Origin of the sequence: Symmachiella macrocystis (assembly GCF_007860075.1) — a bacterium.
GTDB lineage: Bacteria > Planctomycetota > Planctomycetia > Planctomycetales > Planctomycetaceae > Symmachiella > Symmachiella macrocystis.
In genome coordinates this window covers 126,214-145,443 of sequence record NZ_SJPP01000003.1, presented here as the reverse complement: position 1 = coordinate 145,443, position 19,230 = coordinate 126,214, and the positions used below count along the sequence as shown (strand labels likewise).

The window sequence follows — 19,230 nt, the reverse complement described above, 5'->3', positions numbered from 1 at the left end:
TGTTTCTGGGAGTGCTCAACAATCGCGGAGCAACACAATGCTGCGAAATCTTTGGTCGATCACTTTTGTTTGCGCCCTCGGAGCGTGCATTTCCATCAGTGCCGTCGCGGAGGAACCCGTCGGTACGATCAATACCGCTGCGCCGCAACCGGCGCCGGTCGAGGAAGACGCGCAGCTGCATGATGTGCAGTTTTTGAATGCACAACTGGGCTGGGCTGTGGGCGAGCATGGCGTGATTTGGCACACGACCGATGGAGGCCGGCAGTGGAAACTTCAGCGTAGCGGCGTTTCGTTTGCGTTACGGTCGGTCTGTTTTCTGACCGATCAAATCGGCTGGGCGGCCGGAGGGGGCACGATCCCGTATACACAACAAAGTCGCGGCGTGGTCGTAAAAACAACTGATGGCGGCCAGAGTTGGCAGGTGGCAAACGAGTCGTCGATTCCACAGATTTACGCGATGAAATTCTTCGGCCTCAAAGCGGGCGTGATTGCGGGGGACACCGATCCGAATTCGCCGGCGGGAATTTTTGTAACCGCCGACGGGGGAAAAACCTGGACTGCGGCGACGGGATTGCGCGTTCGCGGTTGGCGTGCGGGGGATTTCCGTGCGGTCGACCGGGGACTGGTCTCCGGCAAGCTGGGCCGCATCGCTGTCGTTTCTCAAGGAAATGTCAATCAAAACCTAATGACCGATTTGGGGCTGCCCGGTTTGCATGCCGTCAAATTCGGCGTGGCCAGCCGTGCCTGGGCGGTGGGCGACGGTGGCATGGTGCGGACAACGATCAACGGTGGTGTTTCCTGGAAAGGACCGGCGACACCCCTGCCGGCGGAGATTCGCAATACGTTTGATTTCCGCGCCTTGGCGGTTCGCGGTGAAAAGATCTGGATCGCCGGTCGTCCGGGAAGTGTGATTTGGCATTCGCCCGATGGCGGCAAAAGTTGGCAACGGCAACTCACCGGCGAGACGACGCCGATCACAGCACTCTCCTTCTCATCAGAAACCGACGGGGCCGCTGTCGGCGCACTGGGGATGATACTCACAACCAAGGATGGCGGACAGACGTGGCAAGCCAGTCGCGGCGGGCAGCGTCGCGCCGCTTTGTTATCGCTGTTCACGCAACAGGATCAGATTTCCGTAAATCTCCAAGCGCAACTGGCAGGCGAACAGGGCTACCGCAGCGTCGTTTCGCTGGTACCGCGCGTTGATTCCGGTCCCGGCGGCGAACAAACAGATCTTGATGCCCGCATGCACGAGGCGGTCGTCAAGGCGGGGGGATCGGCCGGAGATATCTACTGGCGACTGCCGCTTGATGTGCCGGGGCTGGGCAAAAACTCGCGGCGCTTATGGTCCGATTGGATGACCATCACCGAAAACAGACTCCCCGACATTCTGGTCGGACAATTGGTGACCGAACTGCGTATGTGGCGGCCCGATGTGGTGGTGATCAACCAACCAGCGGACGACGATGCCGTGGGCCACGTTTTATACAAGGCCGTTGCCAAGGCGGTCCAAGCAGCGGCCGATCCAACGTTGTTTAGCGCGCAACGCGAGTTGAACAATCTCCAGCCGTGGCAGGTGAAAAAAATCTATGCGCGACTGCCCGACGGGAGCACCGGCGAAGCCCATATTGATCCGCATCAATTTCTGCCGCAATTCCGACAATCAACGCACATGGCGACTGCTCGTGCCTATGGGCGGTTGTCGAAAGTGCAAGACCGCAATGTACGGCGCGAGGCCTATCGACTACTCAAAGATTGCGACATTCCCCCGGCCGGGAGCAAAGAAGCAAGGATTCCACGGGGTGCGTTCTTTGGTGGCATCCATCTCAGTCCTGGAGGACCGGCGCGGCGACAACTCATGGCGACGACGGATGACATGGAGATTGAACGTAAAATCGCGCGGCGGCAAAAGCAATCGCGGGCCTATCTCGATAAATTCATGGATGACCCGCGGATGGCGAGTCAGTTGCCGGGGCAATTGAACGATTTTGTCAACGGCCTGACCGATGCGGAAATGGCGCTACAGTTAGCCGAATTGATCACCGTGTATCGCAGCATGGGGGATTGGGATCTGGCGGAAACCGTAGCGACCAAATTGGTCGAGCAATTTCCTGACGAACCGCCCGCTCACGAAGCCATGCAATGGTTACTGCAGTTGTGGACCAGTTCGGAAGTCGCCTGGCGTCGCGCTCGTGAAGCGGAAGCGGGGCATGAGCGGATCAGCGGCGACCGGCAGCGCATCGCCGACCAATTACGGATTCCAGAACGCAACCGCCAGCGTCAGCGATTTGATCAACTCGATCAGCAATCTAAGCAGAGTGTGATTTCCGATATTCGCTTAGTTTTGGAGGCGACTCAGGCGAATCACGAACGATCCGGCAGCCTCTCGCGGGCGCAGACGGTTCGGGGTATTGAAACTCGAAAAAACGACTTTGCTGAAAACCTCGTCCGACTGACGACGCGATTGAATGAACTGGATAATGTTCCTAACGACACTCCACAACTTCAACTGGCCGGCGGAATTGAGAATGCTGCCACGGCAGGCGTACAGCAGGTACAAAATACGGAATCGCGGGTGTCCCAATTCCGTATGGAGGAACGCATCAAAGAATGGCACACGCACGCCACGCGGATGGGTAAGCTGATGAGCGAGGCGAATCCCGAATTGTTCAACGATCCACGTACGCAGTTTCCACTGGCTTCATTGTATCGGCGGCGGGGCTTGCCGGGCGAAGCTGACCGCATTTATCGGCATTTCCGCCAATTGACATCCGACGATCCTTGGTCGCTCAGCGGTGGCAGCGAAATTTGGTTTTCCGCTCCACGCGTGCATCCGCCCAAACCCTATAGTTTATGCGTCTATACCGCCCAGCGTCCGGTGCTGGATGGCGTTCTCGCGGACAGCTGTTGGGAAACCGCGCAGGAAATACCCCTCAACGATGGGACTGATCGCGACGAACGCAGTGCCGACCGGCCATTTGCCTTGATGGCCTACGATGCACAATTCCTTTATTTCGCCGCCAGTTTCCCCCGCGAGCCGGATACGCCGGATGACCGGCCGGTGAACGAGGGCCGTACGTATGACGCCGATTTGTCGCACTTTGATCGCGTGCAACTGCTGTTGGATGTCGACCGTGATCACGCGACCTATTTCACCTTCGCGTTCGATCAACGCGGATGGACGGCCGATGCGTGCTGGAATGATGTAACATGGAATCCCAAGTACTTTGTGCAGGCAGGCGGCGACAAGAAAAAATGGCGCATCGAAGTCGCCATCCCCTGGGCTGAGCTTGTCCCGCAACCGCCGAGTCGCAATGATGTCTGGAACGTGGGGATCATCCGCACCATCCCCGCCGTGGGAATCCACAGTTGGACGCACCCCGCCTCCGACACCCCCCGGCCCGAGACGTTCGGCATGTTAAAGTTCGACTGAAATTGGAAACGTAAAACAACATGGGCGTAATCATCGGCATGGATGAAGCCGGGTACGGTCCCAATCTGGGGCCGTTGGTGATTACGGCGACCGTTTGGGATCTCCCTCAAAAGCCCGACGACATCAACCTGTGGGAGGCATTCGCCGACGTCGTCGACCAAGCAACACCGACCGCTGAGAAAATTCACGTCGCCGATTCCAAACAGGTCTATAGCCCCAGCAAAGGCATAGCGCAATTAGAGCGTTCCGTGCATTGTCTACTCGCACTGAATGGCGATTCGCCGCGGCGTTATACTGAACTATGCCATCGACTCCTGGGTGATGATCTCAACGCGCCTGATTGCGGGCCATGGCTTGCGGGGTGCGATTTGGATCTCCCGCAAAAGATTGACGGCGATACCATTCCAGAGATCAGCGCGCGATGGCGCAGCTGTTGCCAACCGCACTCCATCGGGTTGCGAACGGTGGTCTCGGATATCGTCACGCCCCGTCGCTTCAATCGCCTGCTGGCCGAATATGGAACCAAGGGCGTTTTGCTTTCCAAACTCAGTATGCAATTGCTCAGCCGCGTGATTGATTTCGATAACCCCGAGTCAACGCTCGTTATCGCCGACAAACATGGTGGGCGGAATCGGTACGATGAGTTGCTGGAAGATATCGCCGGGGATCGGTTCATCGTCCGGGAGACCGAAGGCCGTGCCGCCAGTTCCTATCGTATTGGCACAGCACGGATTCGTTTTCAAACACGCGCCGAAGAGCACATGCCCGTCGCGGCGGCATCGCTGGTTTGCAAGTACGTGCGCGAATTGGCGATGGAGTTATTCAACCTCTACTGGCAAAAGCAGTTGCCGGGAGTGAAACCGACCAAAGGCTATCCGGTCGATGCCAAACGTTTTCGGCAGGATATTGTAGCAGCGCAAACAGCAGCGGGCGTTACCGACGAAATGTTGTGGCGCGCGCGTTGACCCTACCGGCGGTTTTGTCAGCAATTAAAAACGAACGCCCCGTCCTGGCACACTTGCAAGGACGGGGCGAGATTTCGTTTTTTAAAGCGTCAACGAGCCGATTAGAAACGGATTATTTCGCTTCCGGTTTCTTTTTCACATCCCGTTTGCCGGTGACTTCCAGTTCACCCGTTTGGCCGTTGAAATCGTATTCGATCTCTCCGGCGAGCTTATCGCCGCGGGGTTGAACTTTGTAATTGGCGGTCAATGTGCCTCCGCCAAAGTCGCCGCTGATTTTGAAGAACAATTTGCTGTCCTTGACCTTGATGTCAGAAACCTCCATTTCAGAGGCGTCGCTGGTGTATTCCCCTTTGAGCTCTTTCATGTCATCGGCGAGTGACAATTTCAATTGGGGCATCAACACATTGCCATCCGGCAATTCGATGGAGAGCTTCCATGTTCCCACAGTATCGGCCGCTTTTAAACCGCGCTCTGCCGTCCAAGGATAGTCGCGAGCACCCTCATCTGATTTCATCGTGACGGTGCCATCAACTTTGTCCGCTTTGATTTTACCCACAAAACTGATTTCGATGGTTTGACCTTCGTAATCTACGTTAAAACCGAAAATCAATTTGTCGTTATCGACCTTGCCATCAGTAATCTCATACGGTCCGCGGCGGCCTTGGTAGGTGCCGGAGACCTTTTTGCCGTCGGAGTTGAGTTTCAGAACGTTCTTGACGGTCTCGCCCCCTTCGTCATGTTCCCACCGCCAAGTCCCCGACGGATCGACTGCGGTTTTCTCCGCAGCTTTGGCGGAACTCGCCAATAACAAACCAACGATGGTGAACGTCACACTGCAAAAATACGCGAATCGTTTCATTGTGGAATCCTCATTTGAGAAATTAAAAAAGTAAGAATACAGACAGCCGCCAACGACTACGCAGGCTATTCTCCGCCATGCACAGGGGAATCGGGTCGCGATAGGGCGGCAAAGGCTTTCGCGACCTCCGCACTCCCTTGCACCGCATGCGCGGGATGGGGATGTGTTGCGGAAAAAACTTCCATGACCTCGGGTGTTTCAATTGTGATTGTCGCCGAAACTTCCGGCCGTGGCGACATCTGAAGATGTTTGGCAAAAAACGCATAAACGGCGTTGCGCTTGGACGGTCCAAAGTCATGCTTCTCAGTCGCCAAATGCAACAATTTGGCATGATCACTACGTCCGTGTATTTCGTAGACATTCTGTATGAAGGGGAAACCGAATTTCGGGAAATCTTTTGTGGGGTCCGGCGCGCCGACGGAAATAATCAGTTGCGCGCGGGGAGCCACGGAGGCGGCTAGTTCGATCGCGTTGGTCTGCGTCGCCTGCATCACTGGCAGCCCCCCTTCGCAGAGACATCCATCGGGAGCGGTCCAAGGATAAACAATCACCAACGGTGCCGATACTCGTACACGGTCATCCAGCGCCGCCAGAAAAAACGTCTGTGTCCCGCCACCCGAGGCGCCGGTGATTCCCAACCGCAGAGGATCGACTTGTTTCAATTGCGCTAGAAAGTCCAATGCCCGCATGCTGTTCCACGTCTGGATTGCCAAGACCAACGGATCGTTGTGCGTCGTCTGCGTCGAATCCTGCCAGCCGACCATGCTGTAGGAAAACACGGTCGCCCCCATCCGTGCAAAATGGGCGCAGCGAATTTGATGATTCTCCCGAAAGCGTCCCCATGGCCGAAAGTGCCCGTGGGGACAGAGTATCCCCGGCCCCGGTTGGCTCAGTTCGCCCGCGTCGCCTTTTGCAAGTGGTCGATACAGATTCCCCGTGCAATAAAAACCAGGCATGGTCTCCAGTGCGACGTTTTCCACACTGTACCCGTCCCGTTCGCGACAGCTATGTGCGAAGACGTTGACCACTGGACGATCAGGCAAGGGCCATAAACCGGCCCCGCGCAGGAAGCCCGCGCGTAATTCAGTCCGTCTGCCTGCCCATTGCTCTCTGTTGGTGTAGAGCTGACGCGAGCGTTCTAGTTGCTTTTCGACTACCGTCTGTTGCGCAGAAGCAGATGGCGCAGCCGTGGACAGTAGTGCAAACAGGGCAGAGAGAATGTATCGGTTGGGCATCAATAAACCGAAGCGATTCCACATTTTGAAAGGTCCGAAGGCTTTTAAGATCGTCGCCAGAGGTGTGCTCCATCTTACCCGCACACTGGTAGGAAATCACGCCGATCGTCTTCAGAGCAGCAGATTTTTTGAACCGGGTCGTCAAGATTCTCGCTGCGTCAGCGAATGACCTTCACTGACGATCAATGCAGAGTTGGGGAGAGTATCTCGATTTACCGGTCTGTAAGCCCGACCTGCGTGGAATTGTCCGACTGGGCTGGCTTGAACGGTAGGGGGGCTCTACAATGCCGATAATTCGCGCCCCAGGACCTGCCAGGGTCATCTGTGCGTTGTTGACAAGTCTCATTCGTAGCAGCATTTAGGCAACATGGCCGAAACCCCACAAATTCAGTTACGAGATCCTCGTGTCGCCGCCATCCTGGCGTTTTTAGTCCCCGGATTGGGGCACTTTTACCAGCGGCGGACCTTTAAGGGCGTGCTCTATTCGGTCTGCATCTTGGGGACGTTTTTCACCGGGATGTACTTGTCCGACTGGACCGTCGTCTACATCAACTGGGGCAAGAAGGATCGCATTATTCCTCAGGCCTGTCAGGTCTGGAACGGACTGGCGTTTTTGCCGGCCGTGATTCAAGCGCGACGCGTGGATAAAATCGCGGATCCCCGGATCTTGAATGAACCGGCAGCGGGACACTTTTCGGGGAAATTGAGCGACGTCACCAGTAGCGTCGAATTGGATGGACACATCGCCGGGGAACTGCAAATTGAACCAGTGGGAACTGGTTTTGGTCGTGGGTATTCCGGGAAATTCATAGGCGTGTTCGCAGGCAAACACCCCATTCAAGGCACCGTGGATGGGGGAAGTATCGATCCCAAGATCGCTCCATTCCGCGAGAGACGGCTCACCTTTGACTTAAAAGGGACCGTCGATTTTGATGGACAGGATTTGGAATTCAATGGCTTGGCCTCAGGCGGAATGCAGCGGTCAATCGCCGATTGGTATGCCGCTCCGCTCCACGATGACAGTCGGATCTATTCTCCCACCGATTTAGAAACGGCAAACAACGAACTCGGCCGGTATTTCGAATTGGGAACTCTCTATACAATGATCGCTGGCTTGCTCAATGTCCTGGCGATTTACGACGCCTACGAAGGCCCCGCCTATGGCGACGGTGAGGACGACGACGAAGAAAAACCTGACAAGGACGTGAATACGGACAAGGAATCAGAGGCACCCGCGCCAGCGAAGTAGCCGATCACCCCGCCGATTCACCCCTGCACCTATTACAACTTAAAAAAGCGCGAAACGCGGCCGAAACGCATGTCGAATCTCATTCTCTTCTCGTCGATCAACTTCTTGTGGTACCTCTTTCCACTAGCGGCGGTTGTCAGCCTTGTTTACAGCGCCAGTCGATACGAATCGCCCAAGATCATTCTCCGCCGCTCCGGTCGTTTGTTCACAACAATCATCATCTTTATGGCACTGGTCTTGGGATTTTTGTTTGTTGTACAGCGCTGAGCGCGCCTGGCTTTGCCCGGGGAGGCGTTTCACCCCAGGCGTTTACCACTCGACGAGGCCACCGTGCGGCAGGTCTCCATCATCTCAGCGAACACTTTCGGCGTGAGCGATTGCGCGCCATCGCTGAGCGCCTTCGACGGATCGGGATGGACTTCCACCATCAGCCCGTCGCATCCGACTGCAACAGCCGCGGCGGCCATCGGCGGGACCAAGGACGCTATACCCGTTCCATGGCTGGGGTCGATAAGCACCGGCAAATGCGTCCGTTGTTGCAGGTAGGGGACACTGGCCAACGGCAAGGTGAAGCGTGTATGCGTCTCGAATGTCCGCACGCCCCGTTCGCACAAAACGACTTGCGAATTCCCGCGGTCCAAAATGTATTCGGCCGCCAACAAGAATTCATCCATCGTGGCTGAGGGGCCGCGTTTCAATAAGACCGGTTTCCCCGCATCACCAACCGCTTGCAGCAAGTGATAGTTTTGCATATTCCGCGCACCGATTTGCAGCACATCGGCGTATTTGACCAGCAAATCGATATGCCCGGGCGTCATGATTTCCGTCACCACGGCCAGTCCCGTTTCGTCTCGAGCGGCGGCAAGTAACTTCAGGCCGTCCTCTTTCAACCCTTGGAACGCATAGGGACTGGTGCGGGGTTTGAATGCGCCGCCGCGGAGTCCCGTCGCCCCGGCCGCTTTAACCGCGCGTGCCGAAGTGAGCAGTTGTTCTTCGCTTTCCACAGAACACGGCCCCGCGATCACGCCGATGTGGCCGCCGCCAATCTTGAGATCCAGCGTGTTGACGCAAGTTGGCTCGGCACGCGTTTCGCGACTGGCGACTTTGTACGGAGCCAAAATCGGTACAACTTTGTCGACTTCATCACAGGACTCCAGAGTCTCCTGTTCACCGTCCCGCTTATCCCCAACGGCGGCGATCACTGTCCGTTCGGTCCCAATGATTACATGCGCCTTGAGTCCCATTTCTTCGATCCGACGAGTCATGCGTTCCACCATGGAGGGGGTGGCTCCCAGTTTCATAACGACAATCACGGCTTTTCCCTTTGCTAGAAATGCAAACTGTCAGGCGGCTTAAGAGGTTGAACCGTGATTTTTGGGGCCGCCCAACGAAAAAAGCCCTGAAACCACGAGGATTTCAGAGCTTTGTCTATGTTTGGTGTCGATGCGTTGTGCGCGACCGTCAGTGCTCCGGAAATCCCATCCCTTGCGGGGTAAAAAAATAAAAACCAAACCACCAACCGCCGTCGACAACGGCAGCAGCTTTGCTCGGGATTTCATTTCTAAAGGAACGGGCGGACATTAACGCGAAAACCTTGTCGTCAATTGAGAAATTTAAGGGAAGACGCTCAACGCGATTTTCATCATACGTTCGTTCCAAGTCGGAGTCAACTCGAGAAAATTGGCGTGGGCCGCGAGGAAGGGGCGAGGGAGCAGCGACATCCGGAACGTCCTCAAGCCTGTCCCCTCAAGCCTCCATTCAAACGCTCGCCAATGTTTCGGTGCGAAAATCGTTCCATTCATGATCGTACGTTCCGGAACGGGTCAACTTCACGCCGTTGGTCACAGCGGAGATCATCGTCTCGGCCAACATGATGGGAGCAGCCACGCCCGGCAATGGGTCTTTCCAAGAGAACACCACGTCGCTGGCAGCGGTCAGTCCGTGCCAGACCGGCAACGAGCCGTAGGCGTGATTCTTTTTGTTCCAGCCATAAATCGCCATGGCGAATCCCAGCATGCGCGTTTGATTGGCCGAAGCTTCAATCAACGGTCCATCCGGTTCAAGAACCGCGCGGCTCAATGACGTACCACTGTCCATACCGGACGCTTCATCCGTGGCATTCAAGAAATGCACGCCGCTGGTCGAGCGGGGGTTGCATTCGATCACGTGGAATCGTCCTTGACGATCGCGAATAAAGTCGAACGAAATGAATCCTGTGAAATCAATGTGTTTGACCAACTGTTGGACTTGCCGGAGGATGTCCTCCTCTTGGGCACTGTTGAACAAAATACCCGCACGACCGGCGAAGCAGGTCGGCTGATAGGCGGAGTGCAACCGCAAGTGTCCTTGATGGGCGATGCCAAATGAACAGTACAAGTCGCCATCCAGAAACTCTTGAGCCACCCAAGGGCATTGCGCCGAGGGGGTCACTTCCGCGAAACGTTTGGCATCGGGACCTAAGAGGACTTGGTCCCCAAACCGCGAGTAGACCGGTTTGAATACAAATTGCGTCGCGCAGTCAGCAAAGTCTTGTAGAGCATCCGGCCCATCGAGCAGATAGGTATCCGGAACCGACATGCCGGCATTGCGGGCGATGTCGATGAAGGTGTATTTGTTATGAATTTCGCGGATTTTCTCAAAGTCGTCGCAAAATACACGCGTCGTACCGTCAAATTCGTCGATCCCTGCCGCCAAATGCATGACTTCTTCAAACATCGGCAGAACCACATCCACGGATTCGCGTTCAGCCAGTTCGCGGATTTCTTGGCGGTATCGCGCCGGATCGCTACCGGGAGAGCTTGTCCGGAAATATTTGCATTTGAGGCGCGAAAACCGCGACAACGGAAACGCGCGGCTGTCGGTCAGCAACACTTCGTGCCCGTGCCGAGTCAGATGGCGCATCATGTCCAAAACGACGGGAGCGCGAGCTGCGGTGATGAGGATTCGCATCAGAAGGTTTTCCTGGGGAAGGAGGCCGTCATCGACGGTGGTTTGGTAGGTGGCCAAATAGGGGCCTATTGGGAGGCACCAATGTTGACAATTATTCACCATCAATGTTTCCTAAAGCCCCCCGATGTACCGATTCCGCAACATTTCACCAAGTTGCCTAATGGGAAAAACGAAGATAACGATTTTATGCACAGTTTGCTGCTCGTGGTCATGCGTGAGAAGGAGCAATCGGGACGCTCGCATGGCTGACCGCACCAGCAACCGTCCTACCCTGCGTAGCGATCCTGATGAAGCTAACGTTTGCAACATCAGCGACGCGCGCTCTGGGAGCGTCGGTGCTCCACGCTCACGGCCGGTTCTCTCAACCGCCGCCGCTCAATTGGCACAAATGCCGGGCGATTGCGCGCTTGAGGAACTTCGAAATCAGCCACAGCAGGGGACGAGTCAGTGCCGACTTGGCGTATAGCTCCATCGAGCGCGTGACTTGGGTCCCGTTATTCGCGGGGGCGAATTCCCAGAACTCATCGAAATGGCTGGCGATGTGTGAGACGGGGGCGGAGAAATCCTGCATGCGGAGTTGCAATCGCCTGGGCAGGTCCCACACGATGACTTCTTCCACGTGGCTCGATCCGTCGCAGTTGGATGCGCGAATGCGGGTGCCGACAACTTCCGGGGTACGGATTTCAAACTCCGCCTGCTTGATCCCCGGCAACGGACCGTATCCGGTGAAATCGGGCCAGTTGGACAATTCGAGGATGTGTGCGGCAATATCCTCCGGCGTATCCGGCAATACGTTTTCACACGTAAAACGAATTGGAGAGGTCACGGATCGTCCCCCGGGAATCGATGTCGATCGGCGCTTCGTTCAAACTTCCGCGCGGTTGATCTCGTCGACTTGTTCGTTGAGCGTCCACAAATCGTACAGCCAGCCGAGTCCAAATAAGCCACCCGAGATGAGGTAGATGATCCCGGTGATCCATTTCTCCATATAAAACCGGTGCACGCCAAATAGGCCCAGGAACGTGAGGAAGATCCACGCCAATGTGTAGTCCAGCTTTCCCGACTGAAAACGAAAGTCCGCCTGCCGATCCATGCCCGGGATCAGAAATAGGTCGACGATCCAACCGATCAAAAACAGGCCACCCGTGAAAAACCAGATCGTGCCTGTGATTTGCTTTCCGTAATAAAACCGATGCGCACCGGTGAATCCAAAAATCCACAGAATATAGCCAATGGTCTTCAAATGCGTATCGCTGTGCGTTACGGGGGTAGACATCGTGGTGCTCCGGTTGAGAATGTGTGGATGGCTACGGTAGGGCAAGTAGGTTACACCGGCCATTCATAGCGGTCTTGTTTGCGAAATCCCGTAATCTTGATCGTGCCGTCGCCCGAGAGAGCCATCGTGGAAAACCCGTTGTTCTCCGGTCCCGTGCCTTCGACCATGGCAACCATTGTGCAGTAGTGGATTCCGGCAATTTGGTGATAGTCGTTTTTGTGGCTGTGTCCCTGAAAGACAGCTAACACTGTTTGGGAGTCCTCAAAAATCTTGCGGACGGCTGAGGCATTTTTTACACCATAATGGTTGCCCACATCAAGCCGTTGGTGGCCAAACACGACGGTCGGCTTGGTCGTCTTGGCGAGATCGGATTTGAGCCATTCCAATTCCGCTGCGGGGATATTGGGATCAGTCCATTTAAAATTATTCCGGCCATACGGTTCGCCATCACTGCGGAAGCAAGCGTCCAGCACGATGAAATGGAAATCCCCCGCATCAAACGAATAATACGATTTCGGCTGTTCGACGCCCGCCAGAAATTCTTCTTTTTTCAGCGTCTGCACACAGTGATTCCCCAACACGTAGTGCCGTTTCTGGCAGATTTTTGAGAAATCGCGATTGATGCGTGTGAGATATCCCAGTTCGGTCTCTACCGAGTCGGCTGCGTCGATGAAATCGCCCAACTCGACGACAAAATCGAGTTTCTGTTTCTGAAACTCGTCCCCCGCTTCGGCCAATTTGTCCAAGGTCTGCCGATAATATCGCGACCCGGCATGCGGCTTGTCGGCGTAATGCAGATCAGTGACCAGTCCGATGCGCAGCGGCTGTGCAGCATCGGTCTTGTCGGCAAACAGGCGACTCGGCAACGCGCCACTGAGACTCGCCCCACACAACAGCAGCGAACCATCACGAAGAAACGCCCGTCGCTGGATTTGTCTTTCGCGTGCGGTCTTGTCAATCATGGTTGATCTCGTTGCAGTCAGGGATCGAGGGAAAAGGGCATTCTAATGGGAAAAACAGCACAGTGGTAGCAACAACCCGCGAGCATATCAGCGACATCGCCTCATCGAAGGGGCATCTGCGAAAATATGTTTAACTGTCAATCGCCAGACATCACTGAGTCTTGGAGAAGATCCCCATTGTCCAGCAATGGGTTGTATATCTACCGAAGGCTTGTCCGTTACCTCGTCCACTTTGATTTGTGGGTGGCAAGGACTTGAGCGGTATCGGCGAAGCCCGCTGGTTGCTGCGTCTGGCGGCAAGGGGCTCTGGGGTATGGATCGACAACAACGCTTACATCGGAAAGCATTTTCCGAATGCGAGCAGTAATCTCGGTGATCCCTTGAGGCGGATCTTTCGCCGCAACAACGCCCAGGCGATATTCTTCTCTTTCGCTAAAAAACCGAGCCACGTTTTCGTATCAGCGGTGACACGTAAATCCGGTTCTCCGTGATGCCCTTCTTCGGTGAAAATCTTTTTGTCTTGGATCACGATAGTCGCCTTGCGGTTTTCCGCTCCCGTGAAAGTAAAGTGGTATGTGGCGTTCAGACCGTTTGATTTGCCCGGCTGAAATACAAGCGGCACTCCTTGCAGAAAGCCGCTGATGCTGCCGGGCCGCAGGCTATTCCCGACGTACTTGGTTTGTTTATTCGCGAACCGCTTGGCAACGTACGCTTCAGCGTCAGAGTTCTTCAGGACATAGATTGTTTCTTCTTTTTCTTGGAGTGGTTTTAAAATCTCTTTCAGGTGCGTCTTTTTGCTAGCCAGGTACGGACCGATTACATCCTCACCCGCAGGGCATACGGACAGGCAATACGCCGCTTTGTAGTTCGCACCGAAGGAAAGGCTCTGCCACATCGAGGCAGACTCCGAGTCGTTCACGCGTTTGCGATAATCAAATCGGTTCTTGCTGTCGGCGACTTCTTCCGTCCAGTCGGTAAAGCCACCCATGAATTCCCGATAGTTATGCGAGTAACAGGCCGAGAAATTGAACTCGCCCTGCGGTGAGATCGCTCCCACTGGGCAAGCTGCTACACAAAGTTTGCATTCGAGGCAAGGGTTGAAGTCGATGGGTTGACCGTATTGCGATACCTCGGCATCAATCAAGACTGTTCCCAACAATATGAAATTGCCGAATTTCTGGTGAATGACATTACGGTGAATTCCCATCATTCCCAGACCTGCAGCGACGGCGACAGGCTTATGGGACACGACCCAAATCTTTCCGGGGAAGTTATCCATCTCCATCGGGAAGCCCATGGCCGGATTGAGTGCCCGGATGCCCCGATCTTCCAACGTCCTGACCAGATTGCGACCGATCTCGTTGATTTTGTCGCCGACATGGTGGAATTCAAGATTGGCCACGCTACGGGCTGGAGTGCGGAGTGGCTCTCGGTTCATGCGCACGATATAGCTAATGAGGGTCTTCGTGCGGGGAAATGCATTCAGTATGTCATCCCGTTGATCATCGATTTCGTGACGGTCGATCTGGACGAAGCCAACATCATCGGCACCGGCGTCAAAAGCGAGTTGGCGTAGCCAATCGGCATCAAGTGGCTTGGATTGTTGAGCAATGTGAGGCGTCTGTCGGGAGTGTATCTGCTTGACGGTTGGATGTTCGGAGATCTTCATGACGGGACTCCAGTATTTGTATATACAACTAATTTGTAAAAAAATCAATGTGACTGAGTGTCTAAACTCAAACGTTGCGCGGTTTGCCCCAACAACTCGACGAAATCGTCACCGAGTAGGGCGGTGGCTTTATGCTGGGCCTTTTCCCACGCTGGAACCGCTTTCTTCAAAAGTTTCTCTCCTTCGCTTGTAAGACGGAATGGCTGCGCTCTGCCATCCGCGTCTGAAATGACCTCCAGCCAACCCCGCGCCTTCATACGCTCCACATTGCGGCTCAATGTCGACACATCCAAATGTAACCTCGCACAGACCTCTGCCGGCCGAGCGATACCCATCTTGCCAGCGGCAATAAGGATATTCATTTGGCTCACCTTGAGGCTCAGTGGTCTTAAGGCGACGTCGTAAATCTTCGTTACGTCCCGATTGAGCATTCTCATTCGCACGGCGATGCATTCTCCGGCAATGGAGTCAATTGTCGTATGGAGTTGATTGGCATTCATATCATTTGTCCCTCATTATATTGTATATACAAATATCAGCATGGCAACCTGATTCGAGAAGTTTTCTTCATCGATGGCCAAGGACCGACTGACTTGGGAGGTTTGCGATCACAGCGATCCGGCAGAAAACGTCCGTCGGCCTTGATTTTCAGGGGGGCATTGCATCGATGACTGAAATCATCGGCCGCACAAAAAAAGAAAGACCACACAATATGTTGTGCGGTCTTTCTTTAGGTAAAGTGGACAGGGGGGGGGTCGAACCCCCGACACCAGGATTTTCAGTCCTGTGCTCTACCAACTGAGCTACCTGTCCGGTTCCGACATGCTCCGCACGATGCGCTAAATGCTTGTCGGCGAGATTTTTTAGCAGATTCCCAAGCACCTTTCAACCGGATCGAGCCGAAAAGGAGCACTAAGTTTAGGGGCTTCAGCCGATTTGGTCAGAATGTGACGATTGCCAGGGATTGTCCACCGCCGTTTGGCCTCGCACCGCGTCGAATCGCACTTTCTTGGGGAGCCTTGCCCCGGTTTTGTTCCGCAGGCCTGTGCGGACCTCTGGCGATGGCTTGCGTTTTCGCTGACCGAGTGCAAATATCAGTCACTTACAAACGAGAGTTCGATTCTAGACGCGACAACCGAGATCACACACCGACTGAGAGAAGCTGATGGTGGACGAGCCCAGGGCAGCTGATGAATTCCAACCAGAAAACGATGAGGTCCTTCCCACGTATGCCTCCGGATTGACGGAGGATTGGTGGGCGGTCATTTTAGGCGGCGCGATTCTGGCTGTCGCATTTTCCGCTGTCTATACCTACGGTCAGTCGGAGGAATCGCCAGCCGATTTTACGAACCCGCTGGCGGAATGGATTCGCAAACCGGGAAGTTGGACGGACAATCCGGCAGTGTCGTTGATCAAAGACGGTAATTATTCTGTACTATTAGGGACGATTGCCGTGTGTGCCGCGAGCTTGGTGGTTTTCGGCGTCGGTCAGTGGGGGATGGGAAAGTCGTTTTCTCGTTTTGCTTGCGGATTTCTTGCCGTGGCTTTGTTGGCGACGTTGGCTTTCGTGATGGCGGGGCAGGCGACGGTTAAGTTGTATCATCTGGGATATGCGCTGTGGGCCATTGTGTTGGGATTGCTGATTAGCAACACGATTGGCACGCCGGCATTCATTAAGCCGGCCGTCAAAACGGAATTTTACATCAAGACTGGTTTGGTCGTTCTCGGAGCCGAGATTCTATTCGGCAAATTGCTGGCGTTGGGCAAACCGGGGATCATCATTGCCTGGGTGGTGACCCCCATCGTATTGACCACGACGTATTGGTTCGGCCAACGCATTCTCCGCATGGCGTCGCGGACATTGAATATCACGATCGCCGCCGACATGTCGGTGTGCGGTGTTTCAGCGGCAATTGCGACTGCGGCTGCCTGTCGTGCGAAGAAAGAGGAATTGACGTTGGCTGTGGGGATGTCGATGCTGTTCACCGTGATCATGATGATCATCATGCCGGTGTTTATCACCACAGTCGGGATCGACAAAACCGTGGGCGCTGCCTGGATGGGAGGGACCATCGATGCCACGGGTGCGGTGGCGGCGGCGGGTGAGTTTCTGGGTGATGAGTACACCCCCGTTGCGATGACCGTAAAAATGATCCAGAACATTCTGATTGGCGTGATCGCGTTTGCCGTATCGGTGTACTGGACGATTTATGTCGATCGCGGCGAGAAATCGCAAAAAGTGAGCCTGTGGGAAATCTGGTATCGCTTTCCGAAATTTATTGTCGGTTTCGTCGGCGCGTCGATCATCTTTTCGTTCATTCACGAAACGCTGCCGGAAGGGCCGGCGGTCCTGGATGCCATGATCGGGGGAACGACAAAAACGCTTCGCGGGTGGTTTTTCTGTTTGGCCTTCGTCAGCATCGGCCTGGAAACAAATTTCCGGGAATTGGGAGCGTCATTACAGGGGGGCAAACCGCTGATTCTGTATGTTTGTGGACAGACTCTCAACTTGAGCCTGACGTTACTCATGGCTTGGCTGATGTTCAAAGTGGTGTTCCCCGAAGCAGCCACCGCCTTGATCAAATAATGTGCAGCAACGAGAAAATGTTCGGCTCAGGAAGACGCGGTATGTAAATCGCTGATTCTGATCCGAGATGCGCGAACTGTCCCGCAGTCGCGCGCGTTAAGAATCGCGACAGGCGTCGGTGAAGAGTTGCTTCATTTCTTCGAGCGTCACGGATTCCAGGTCGACGTTATGCATCGCAAGTTCTTCCATGATCGCGTCGACCATTGAGACAGCAGCACGACGGGATGTCGGAGCTTGGTCGTCGCTGAGGTGTGCCCCCGGAAGTCCTTCCCGGTAGTCAATTCGCCTCATTCGATTCCCCCGCCTCTTCCGTAAAGACGACTGCAACAACCGCATCGTGCGGTTTCCTGACACTGCCCATGCCTAGGGGCGGCAAGCGACGTGAACGCGCATCCCCCAATTGACTCCCAGCGGGAGGTTTAATGATCTGAGAGTAGTATTTACGATTCTTAGACCAAGGACAATCCGAATCTCTAGATTTTTCACCGATTTTTTGAGGCGACATCGTGGTAAGTCAAACCCAATAAGCTCCTTGACGCTGTTTCACATCTCAAGTATTACGGCCAAAATATCAATTTGTTGGGGAGTTCAGTCAGATTGTGCCGCACCGGGGAATTCGTCGCCGACTGAATCCTCCAAATCCTGAGAGGGCAGCCTGGGAAGACGCATGAATACACTCTATCCATTTCGGATGCAGCCTGTTTTTCGCAATTATCCCTGGGGGGGGAGGCGTTTGGGCTCCGTGCTGGGCAAGCCGATCGGTGAGGGGCCCCATTTTGCTGAGAGTTGGGAAATTGTCGACCATGGAGACGCCCAAAGTGTCGTCGCCTCCGGAGCTCTGGCGGGCAAAACGTTATCACAAGTTGTTGCTGAATATGGCGAGCAATTACTGGGAATTCGCCATGCGCAAGCGGCATTTCCGCTGCTTTATAAATTTCTGGATGCCCAGCGCACGCTGTCGGTCCAAGTTCATCCCCATGACGCCATGGCGGCCCAACTCACTCCGCCTGATATGGGAAAAACCGAAGCTTGGTACGTCTTAGCGGCCGAGCCGGGCAGTTTGGTCTATGCCGGATTGAAACCGGGAACCGACCGCGACACATTGGCCCAAGCTATTTCCCAAGGAGCCTGCGAGGTCCACATGCATGCGATTCCAGTGACCGCCGGCGATTGCGTGTTTCTACCAGCGGGAACCGTGCACGCCATTGGTGGGGGATTGCTGATCGCTGAAATCCAACAGGCGAGCGACACCACGTTTCGCTTGTATGACTGGAACTTTATTGGCCCCAACGGTCAGCCTCGGGAACTGCACGTCGAGCAGGGACTCGCCGCCACCGACTTCACCGCAGGTCCGGTCCCATTGCAAACACCGGTACCCACGGATCGCTCACACGTTGCGAGGCTTGTGGAATGCGACAAATTTGTGTGGGACCGCTGGACGTTCGACAAGCCGGTAGAATTACAGACCGGCGGCGGCTGTCACATCATTTCGGTGATCGCCGGAGAATTGAGCGTCGAGGGCGATCCCGCAGCCCAATCGGCGGGATTGGGCCAAACGTGGCTGATTCCAGCGAGTGTGGAGGCCGTCACATTAACACCGCGCGGACGTGTGGTGATGTTAGACGCCTATTTGCCGGATTAGCCGTCCGGCTGTTATCTCAAAGCGGAGAGAGGGGGATTCGAACCCCCGGTCCCGGTTACCCGAGACACAGCATTTCCAGTGCTGCACAATCGGCCACTCTGTCATCTCTCCTCAACTGTTCCCCGCAGGGAATTTATTCTTCGCTAGCTGAATCGTTGGCGGGGGCCATGCGGCGTTCCGCCATGGCTTTTTCGCGTTCTTCGATGGTGCCAATGGCTTTGAGCCTCTGATCAATGTCGCGAACAGTGGCGTTCAGACCGCGCCAGATCGTGTCGCGCTTGGTTTCGACGCCGGTTTCTTTCAAAGTTGCTTCGCGGGCCGCTAGGGCTTGCTTGGCATTTTCCAGTTGCCGTTCGGTGGCTGCTCGCTTCTTGGTCATGATCGTAACTAATGTCATCTAAAGG

General features: G+C 55.0%; 18 protein-coding genes and 2 tRNA genes. 7 read left to right on the top strand and 13 right to left on the bottom strand.

The annotated features are described in order from the left end of the window. The first annotated feature begins 37 nt into the window (after positions 1–37). Positions 38–3,433 (top strand): YCF48-related protein, encoded by a 3,396-nt coding sequence (locus tag CA54_RS24000; protein ID WP_146373548.1) that lies wholly within the window; start codon positions 38–40, stop codon positions 3,431–3,433. A gap of 20 nt (positions 3,434–3,453) precedes the next feature. Next, on the top strand, positions 3,454–4,398 hold the full coding sequence (locus CA54_RS23995) for a hypothetical protein (RefSeq protein WP_146373547.1): 945 nt from the start codon (positions 3,454–3,456) through the stop codon (positions 4,396–4,398). A 112-nt stretch (positions 4,399–4,510) separates the two neighbouring features. Here the strand turns inward: CA54_RS23995 and CA54_RS23990 are convergent, their stop codons facing one another. Then, positions 4,511–5,257, bottom strand: a complete 747-nt coding sequence (locus tag CA54_RS23990; RefSeq protein WP_146373546.1) for a hypothetical protein — start codon at positions 5,255–5,257, stop codon at positions 4,511–4,513. Positions 5,258–5,322: 65 nt separating this feature from the next. Beyond that, positions 5,323–6,300, bottom strand: a complete 978-nt coding sequence (locus CA54_RS23985; protein WP_197532784.1) for an alpha/beta hydrolase family protein — start codon at positions 6,298–6,300, stop codon at positions 5,323–5,325. A gap of 559 nt (positions 6,301–6,859) precedes the next feature. On the opposite strand from CA54_RS23985, the gene CA54_RS23980 reads away from it, so the two are divergent. Both CA54_RS23980 and CA54_RS23975 read left to right on the top strand, forming a co-directional pair. Further along, positions 6,860–7,741, top strand: a complete 882-nt coding sequence (locus CA54_RS23980) for a DUF6677 family protein (RefSeq protein WP_146373544.1) — start codon at positions 6,860–6,862, stop codon at positions 7,739–7,741. 69 nt (positions 7,742–7,810) lie between these two features. Continuing rightward, a complete protein-coding gene (locus CA54_RS23975; RefSeq protein WP_146373543.1) occupies positions 7,811–8,008 on the top strand; it encodes a hypothetical protein in 198 nt (65 codons plus the stop codon). A 29-nt stretch (positions 8,009–8,037) separates the two neighbouring features. Here CA54_RS23975 and aroF read toward each other — a convergent pair whose 3' ends face one another. Both aroF and CA54_RS23965 read right to left on the bottom strand, forming a co-directional pair. Beyond that, positions 8,038–9,054: a 3-deoxy-7-phosphoheptulonate synthase gene (aroF, locus tag CA54_RS23970; protein WP_146373542.1), complete on the bottom strand. Its 1,017-nt coding sequence runs from the start codon at positions 9,052–9,054 to the stop codon at positions 8,038–8,040. Between the two features lie 445 nt (positions 9,055–9,499). Then, on the bottom strand, positions 9,500–10,690 hold the full coding sequence (locus CA54_RS23965) for an ATP-grasp domain-containing protein (RefSeq protein WP_197532783.1): 1,191 nt from the start codon (positions 10,688–10,690) through the stop codon (positions 9,500–9,502). Between the two features lie 81 nt (positions 10,691–10,771). Here CA54_RS23965 and CA54_RS29600 point away from each other — a divergent pair, with 81 nt between their 5' ends. Beyond that, entirely contained in the window at positions 10,772–10,939 is a 168-nt protein-coding gene (locus CA54_RS29600; RefSeq protein WP_197532782.1) for a hypothetical protein, read from the top strand. Positions 10,940–11,051: 112 nt separating this feature from the next. Here the strand turns inward: CA54_RS29600 and CA54_RS23960 are convergent, their stop codons facing one another. The 6 genes from CA54_RS23960 to CA54_RS23935 form a co-directional block, all read right to left on the bottom strand. Then, on the bottom strand, positions 11,052–11,516 hold the full coding sequence (locus CA54_RS23960; RefSeq protein ID WP_197532781.1) for an SRPBCC family protein: 465 nt from the start codon (positions 11,514–11,516) through the stop codon (positions 11,052–11,054). Between the two features lie 39 nt (positions 11,517–11,555). After that, positions 11,556–11,966 carry an NINE protein gene (locus tag CA54_RS23955; protein ID WP_146373539.1) on the bottom strand — a complete coding sequence of 137 codons (411 nt, stop codon included), beginning with the start codon at positions 11,964–11,966 and terminating at the stop codon, positions 11,556–11,558. 50 nt (positions 11,967–12,016) lie between these two features. Then, entirely contained in the window at positions 12,017–12,928 is a 912-nt protein-coding gene (locus CA54_RS23950; protein WP_146373538.1) for a metallophosphoesterase, read from the bottom strand. Positions 12,929–13,259: 331 nt separating this feature from the next. After that, positions 13,260–14,597, bottom strand: coding sequence for an SCP2 sterol-binding domain-containing protein (locus CA54_RS23945; protein ID WP_146373537.1), 1,338 nt, complete (start codon positions 14,595–14,597; stop codon positions 13,260–13,262). 44 nt (positions 14,598–14,641) lie between these two features. Beyond that, positions 14,642–15,097 (bottom strand): MarR family winged helix-turn-helix transcriptional regulator, encoded by a 456-nt coding sequence (locus CA54_RS23940; RefSeq protein ID WP_146373536.1) that lies wholly within the window; start codon positions 15,095–15,097, stop codon positions 14,642–14,644. Positions 15,098–15,337: 240 nt separating this feature from the next. Then, positions 15,338–15,410: transfer RNA gene (locus tag CA54_RS23935), tRNA-Phe, on the bottom strand. A gap of 352 nt (positions 15,411–15,762) precedes the next feature. Between CA54_RS23935 and CA54_RS23930 the strand changes: the two genes are divergently transcribed. Beyond that, the gene (locus tag CA54_RS23930; protein WP_146373535.1) at positions 15,763–17,184 is read left to right on the top strand and encodes a YeiH family protein; all 1,422 of its coding nucleotides are present in this window, start codon (positions 15,763–15,765) and stop codon (positions 17,182–17,184) included. A 96-nt stretch (positions 17,185–17,280) separates the two neighbouring features. On the opposite strand, the gene CA54_RS23925 is transcribed toward CA54_RS23930, so the two are convergent. Next, positions 17,281–17,475 carry a hypothetical protein gene (locus CA54_RS23925; protein ID WP_145377261.1) on the bottom strand — a complete coding sequence of 65 codons (195 nt, stop codon included), beginning with the start codon at positions 17,473–17,475 and terminating at the stop codon, positions 17,281–17,283. 376 nt (positions 17,476–17,851) lie between these two features. Here CA54_RS23925 and CA54_RS23920 point away from each other — a divergent pair, with 376 nt between their 5' ends. Further along, positions 17,852–18,826 carry a type I phosphomannose isomerase catalytic subunit gene (locus tag CA54_RS23920; RefSeq protein ID WP_146373534.1) on the top strand — a complete coding sequence of 325 codons (975 nt, stop codon included), beginning with the start codon at positions 17,852–17,854 and terminating at the stop codon, positions 18,824–18,826. A gap of 22 nt (positions 18,827–18,848) precedes the next feature. On the opposite strand, the gene CA54_RS23915 is transcribed toward CA54_RS23920, so the two are convergent. Both CA54_RS23915 and CA54_RS23910 read right to left on the bottom strand, forming a co-directional pair. Continuing rightward, positions 18,849–18,937 (bottom strand) — tRNA-Ser (locus CA54_RS23915). A 22-nt stretch (positions 18,938–18,959) separates the two neighbouring features. After that, positions 18,960–19,205, bottom strand: a complete 246-nt coding sequence (locus CA54_RS23910; protein ID WP_146373533.1) for a hypothetical protein — start codon at positions 19,203–19,205, stop codon at positions 18,960–18,962. Positions 19,206–19,230: the final 25 nt, after the last annotated feature.

Coding starts and splice junctions, on each gene's coding strand:
- CA54_RS24000 (WP_146373548.1), top strand. CDS start 38: ATGCTGCGAAATCTTTGGTCGATCACTTTTGTTTGCGCCCTCGGAGCG.
- CA54_RS23995 (WP_146373547.1), top strand. CDS start 3,454: ATGGGCGTAATCATCGGCATGGATGAAGCCGGGTACGGTCCCAATCTG.
- CA54_RS23990 (WP_146373546.1), bottom strand. CDS start 5,257: ATGAAACGATTCGCGTATTTTTGCAGTGTGACGTTCACCATCGTTGGT.
- CA54_RS23980 (WP_146373544.1), top strand. CDS start 6,860: ATGGCCGAAACCCCACAAATTCAGTTACGAGATCCTCGTGTCGCCGCC.
- CA54_RS23975 (WP_146373543.1), top strand. CDS start 7,811: ATGTCGAATCTCATTCTCTTCTCGTCGATCAACTTCTTGTGGTACCTC.
- CA54_RS23965 (WP_197532783.1), bottom strand. CDS start 10,690: ATGCGAATCCTCATCACCGCAGCTCGCGCTCCCGTCGTTTTGGACATG.
- CA54_RS29600 (WP_197532782.1), top strand. CDS start 10,772: ATGTTGACAATTATTCACCATCAATGTTTCCTAAAGCCCCCCGATGTA.
- CA54_RS23955 (WP_146373539.1), bottom strand. CDS start 11,966: ATGTCTACCCCCGTAACGCACAGCGATACGCATTTGAAGACCATTGGC.
- CA54_RS23950 (WP_146373538.1), bottom strand. CDS start 12,928: ATGATTGACAAGACCGCACGCGAAAGACAAATCCAGCGACGGGCGTTT.
- CA54_RS23945 (WP_146373537.1), bottom strand. CDS start 14,597: ATGAAGATCTCCGAACATCCAACCGTCAAGCAGATACACTCCCGACAG.
- CA54_RS23940 (WP_146373536.1), bottom strand. CDS start 15,097: ATGAATGCCAATCAACTCCATACGACAATTGACTCCATTGCCGGAGAA.
- CA54_RS23930 (WP_146373535.1), top strand. CDS start 15,763: ATGGTGGACGAGCCCAGGGCAGCTGATGAATTCCAACCAGAAAACGAT.
- CA54_RS23925 (WP_145377261.1), bottom strand. CDS start 17,475: ATGAGGCGAATTGACTACCGGGAAGGACTTCCGGGGGCACACCTCAGC.
- CA54_RS23920 (WP_146373534.1), top strand. CDS start 17,852: ATGAATACACTCTATCCATTTCGGATGCAGCCTGTTTTTCGCAATTAT.
- CA54_RS23910 (WP_146373533.1), bottom strand. CDS start 19,205: ATGACCAAGAAGCGAGCAGCCACCGAACGGCAACTGGAAAATGCCAAG.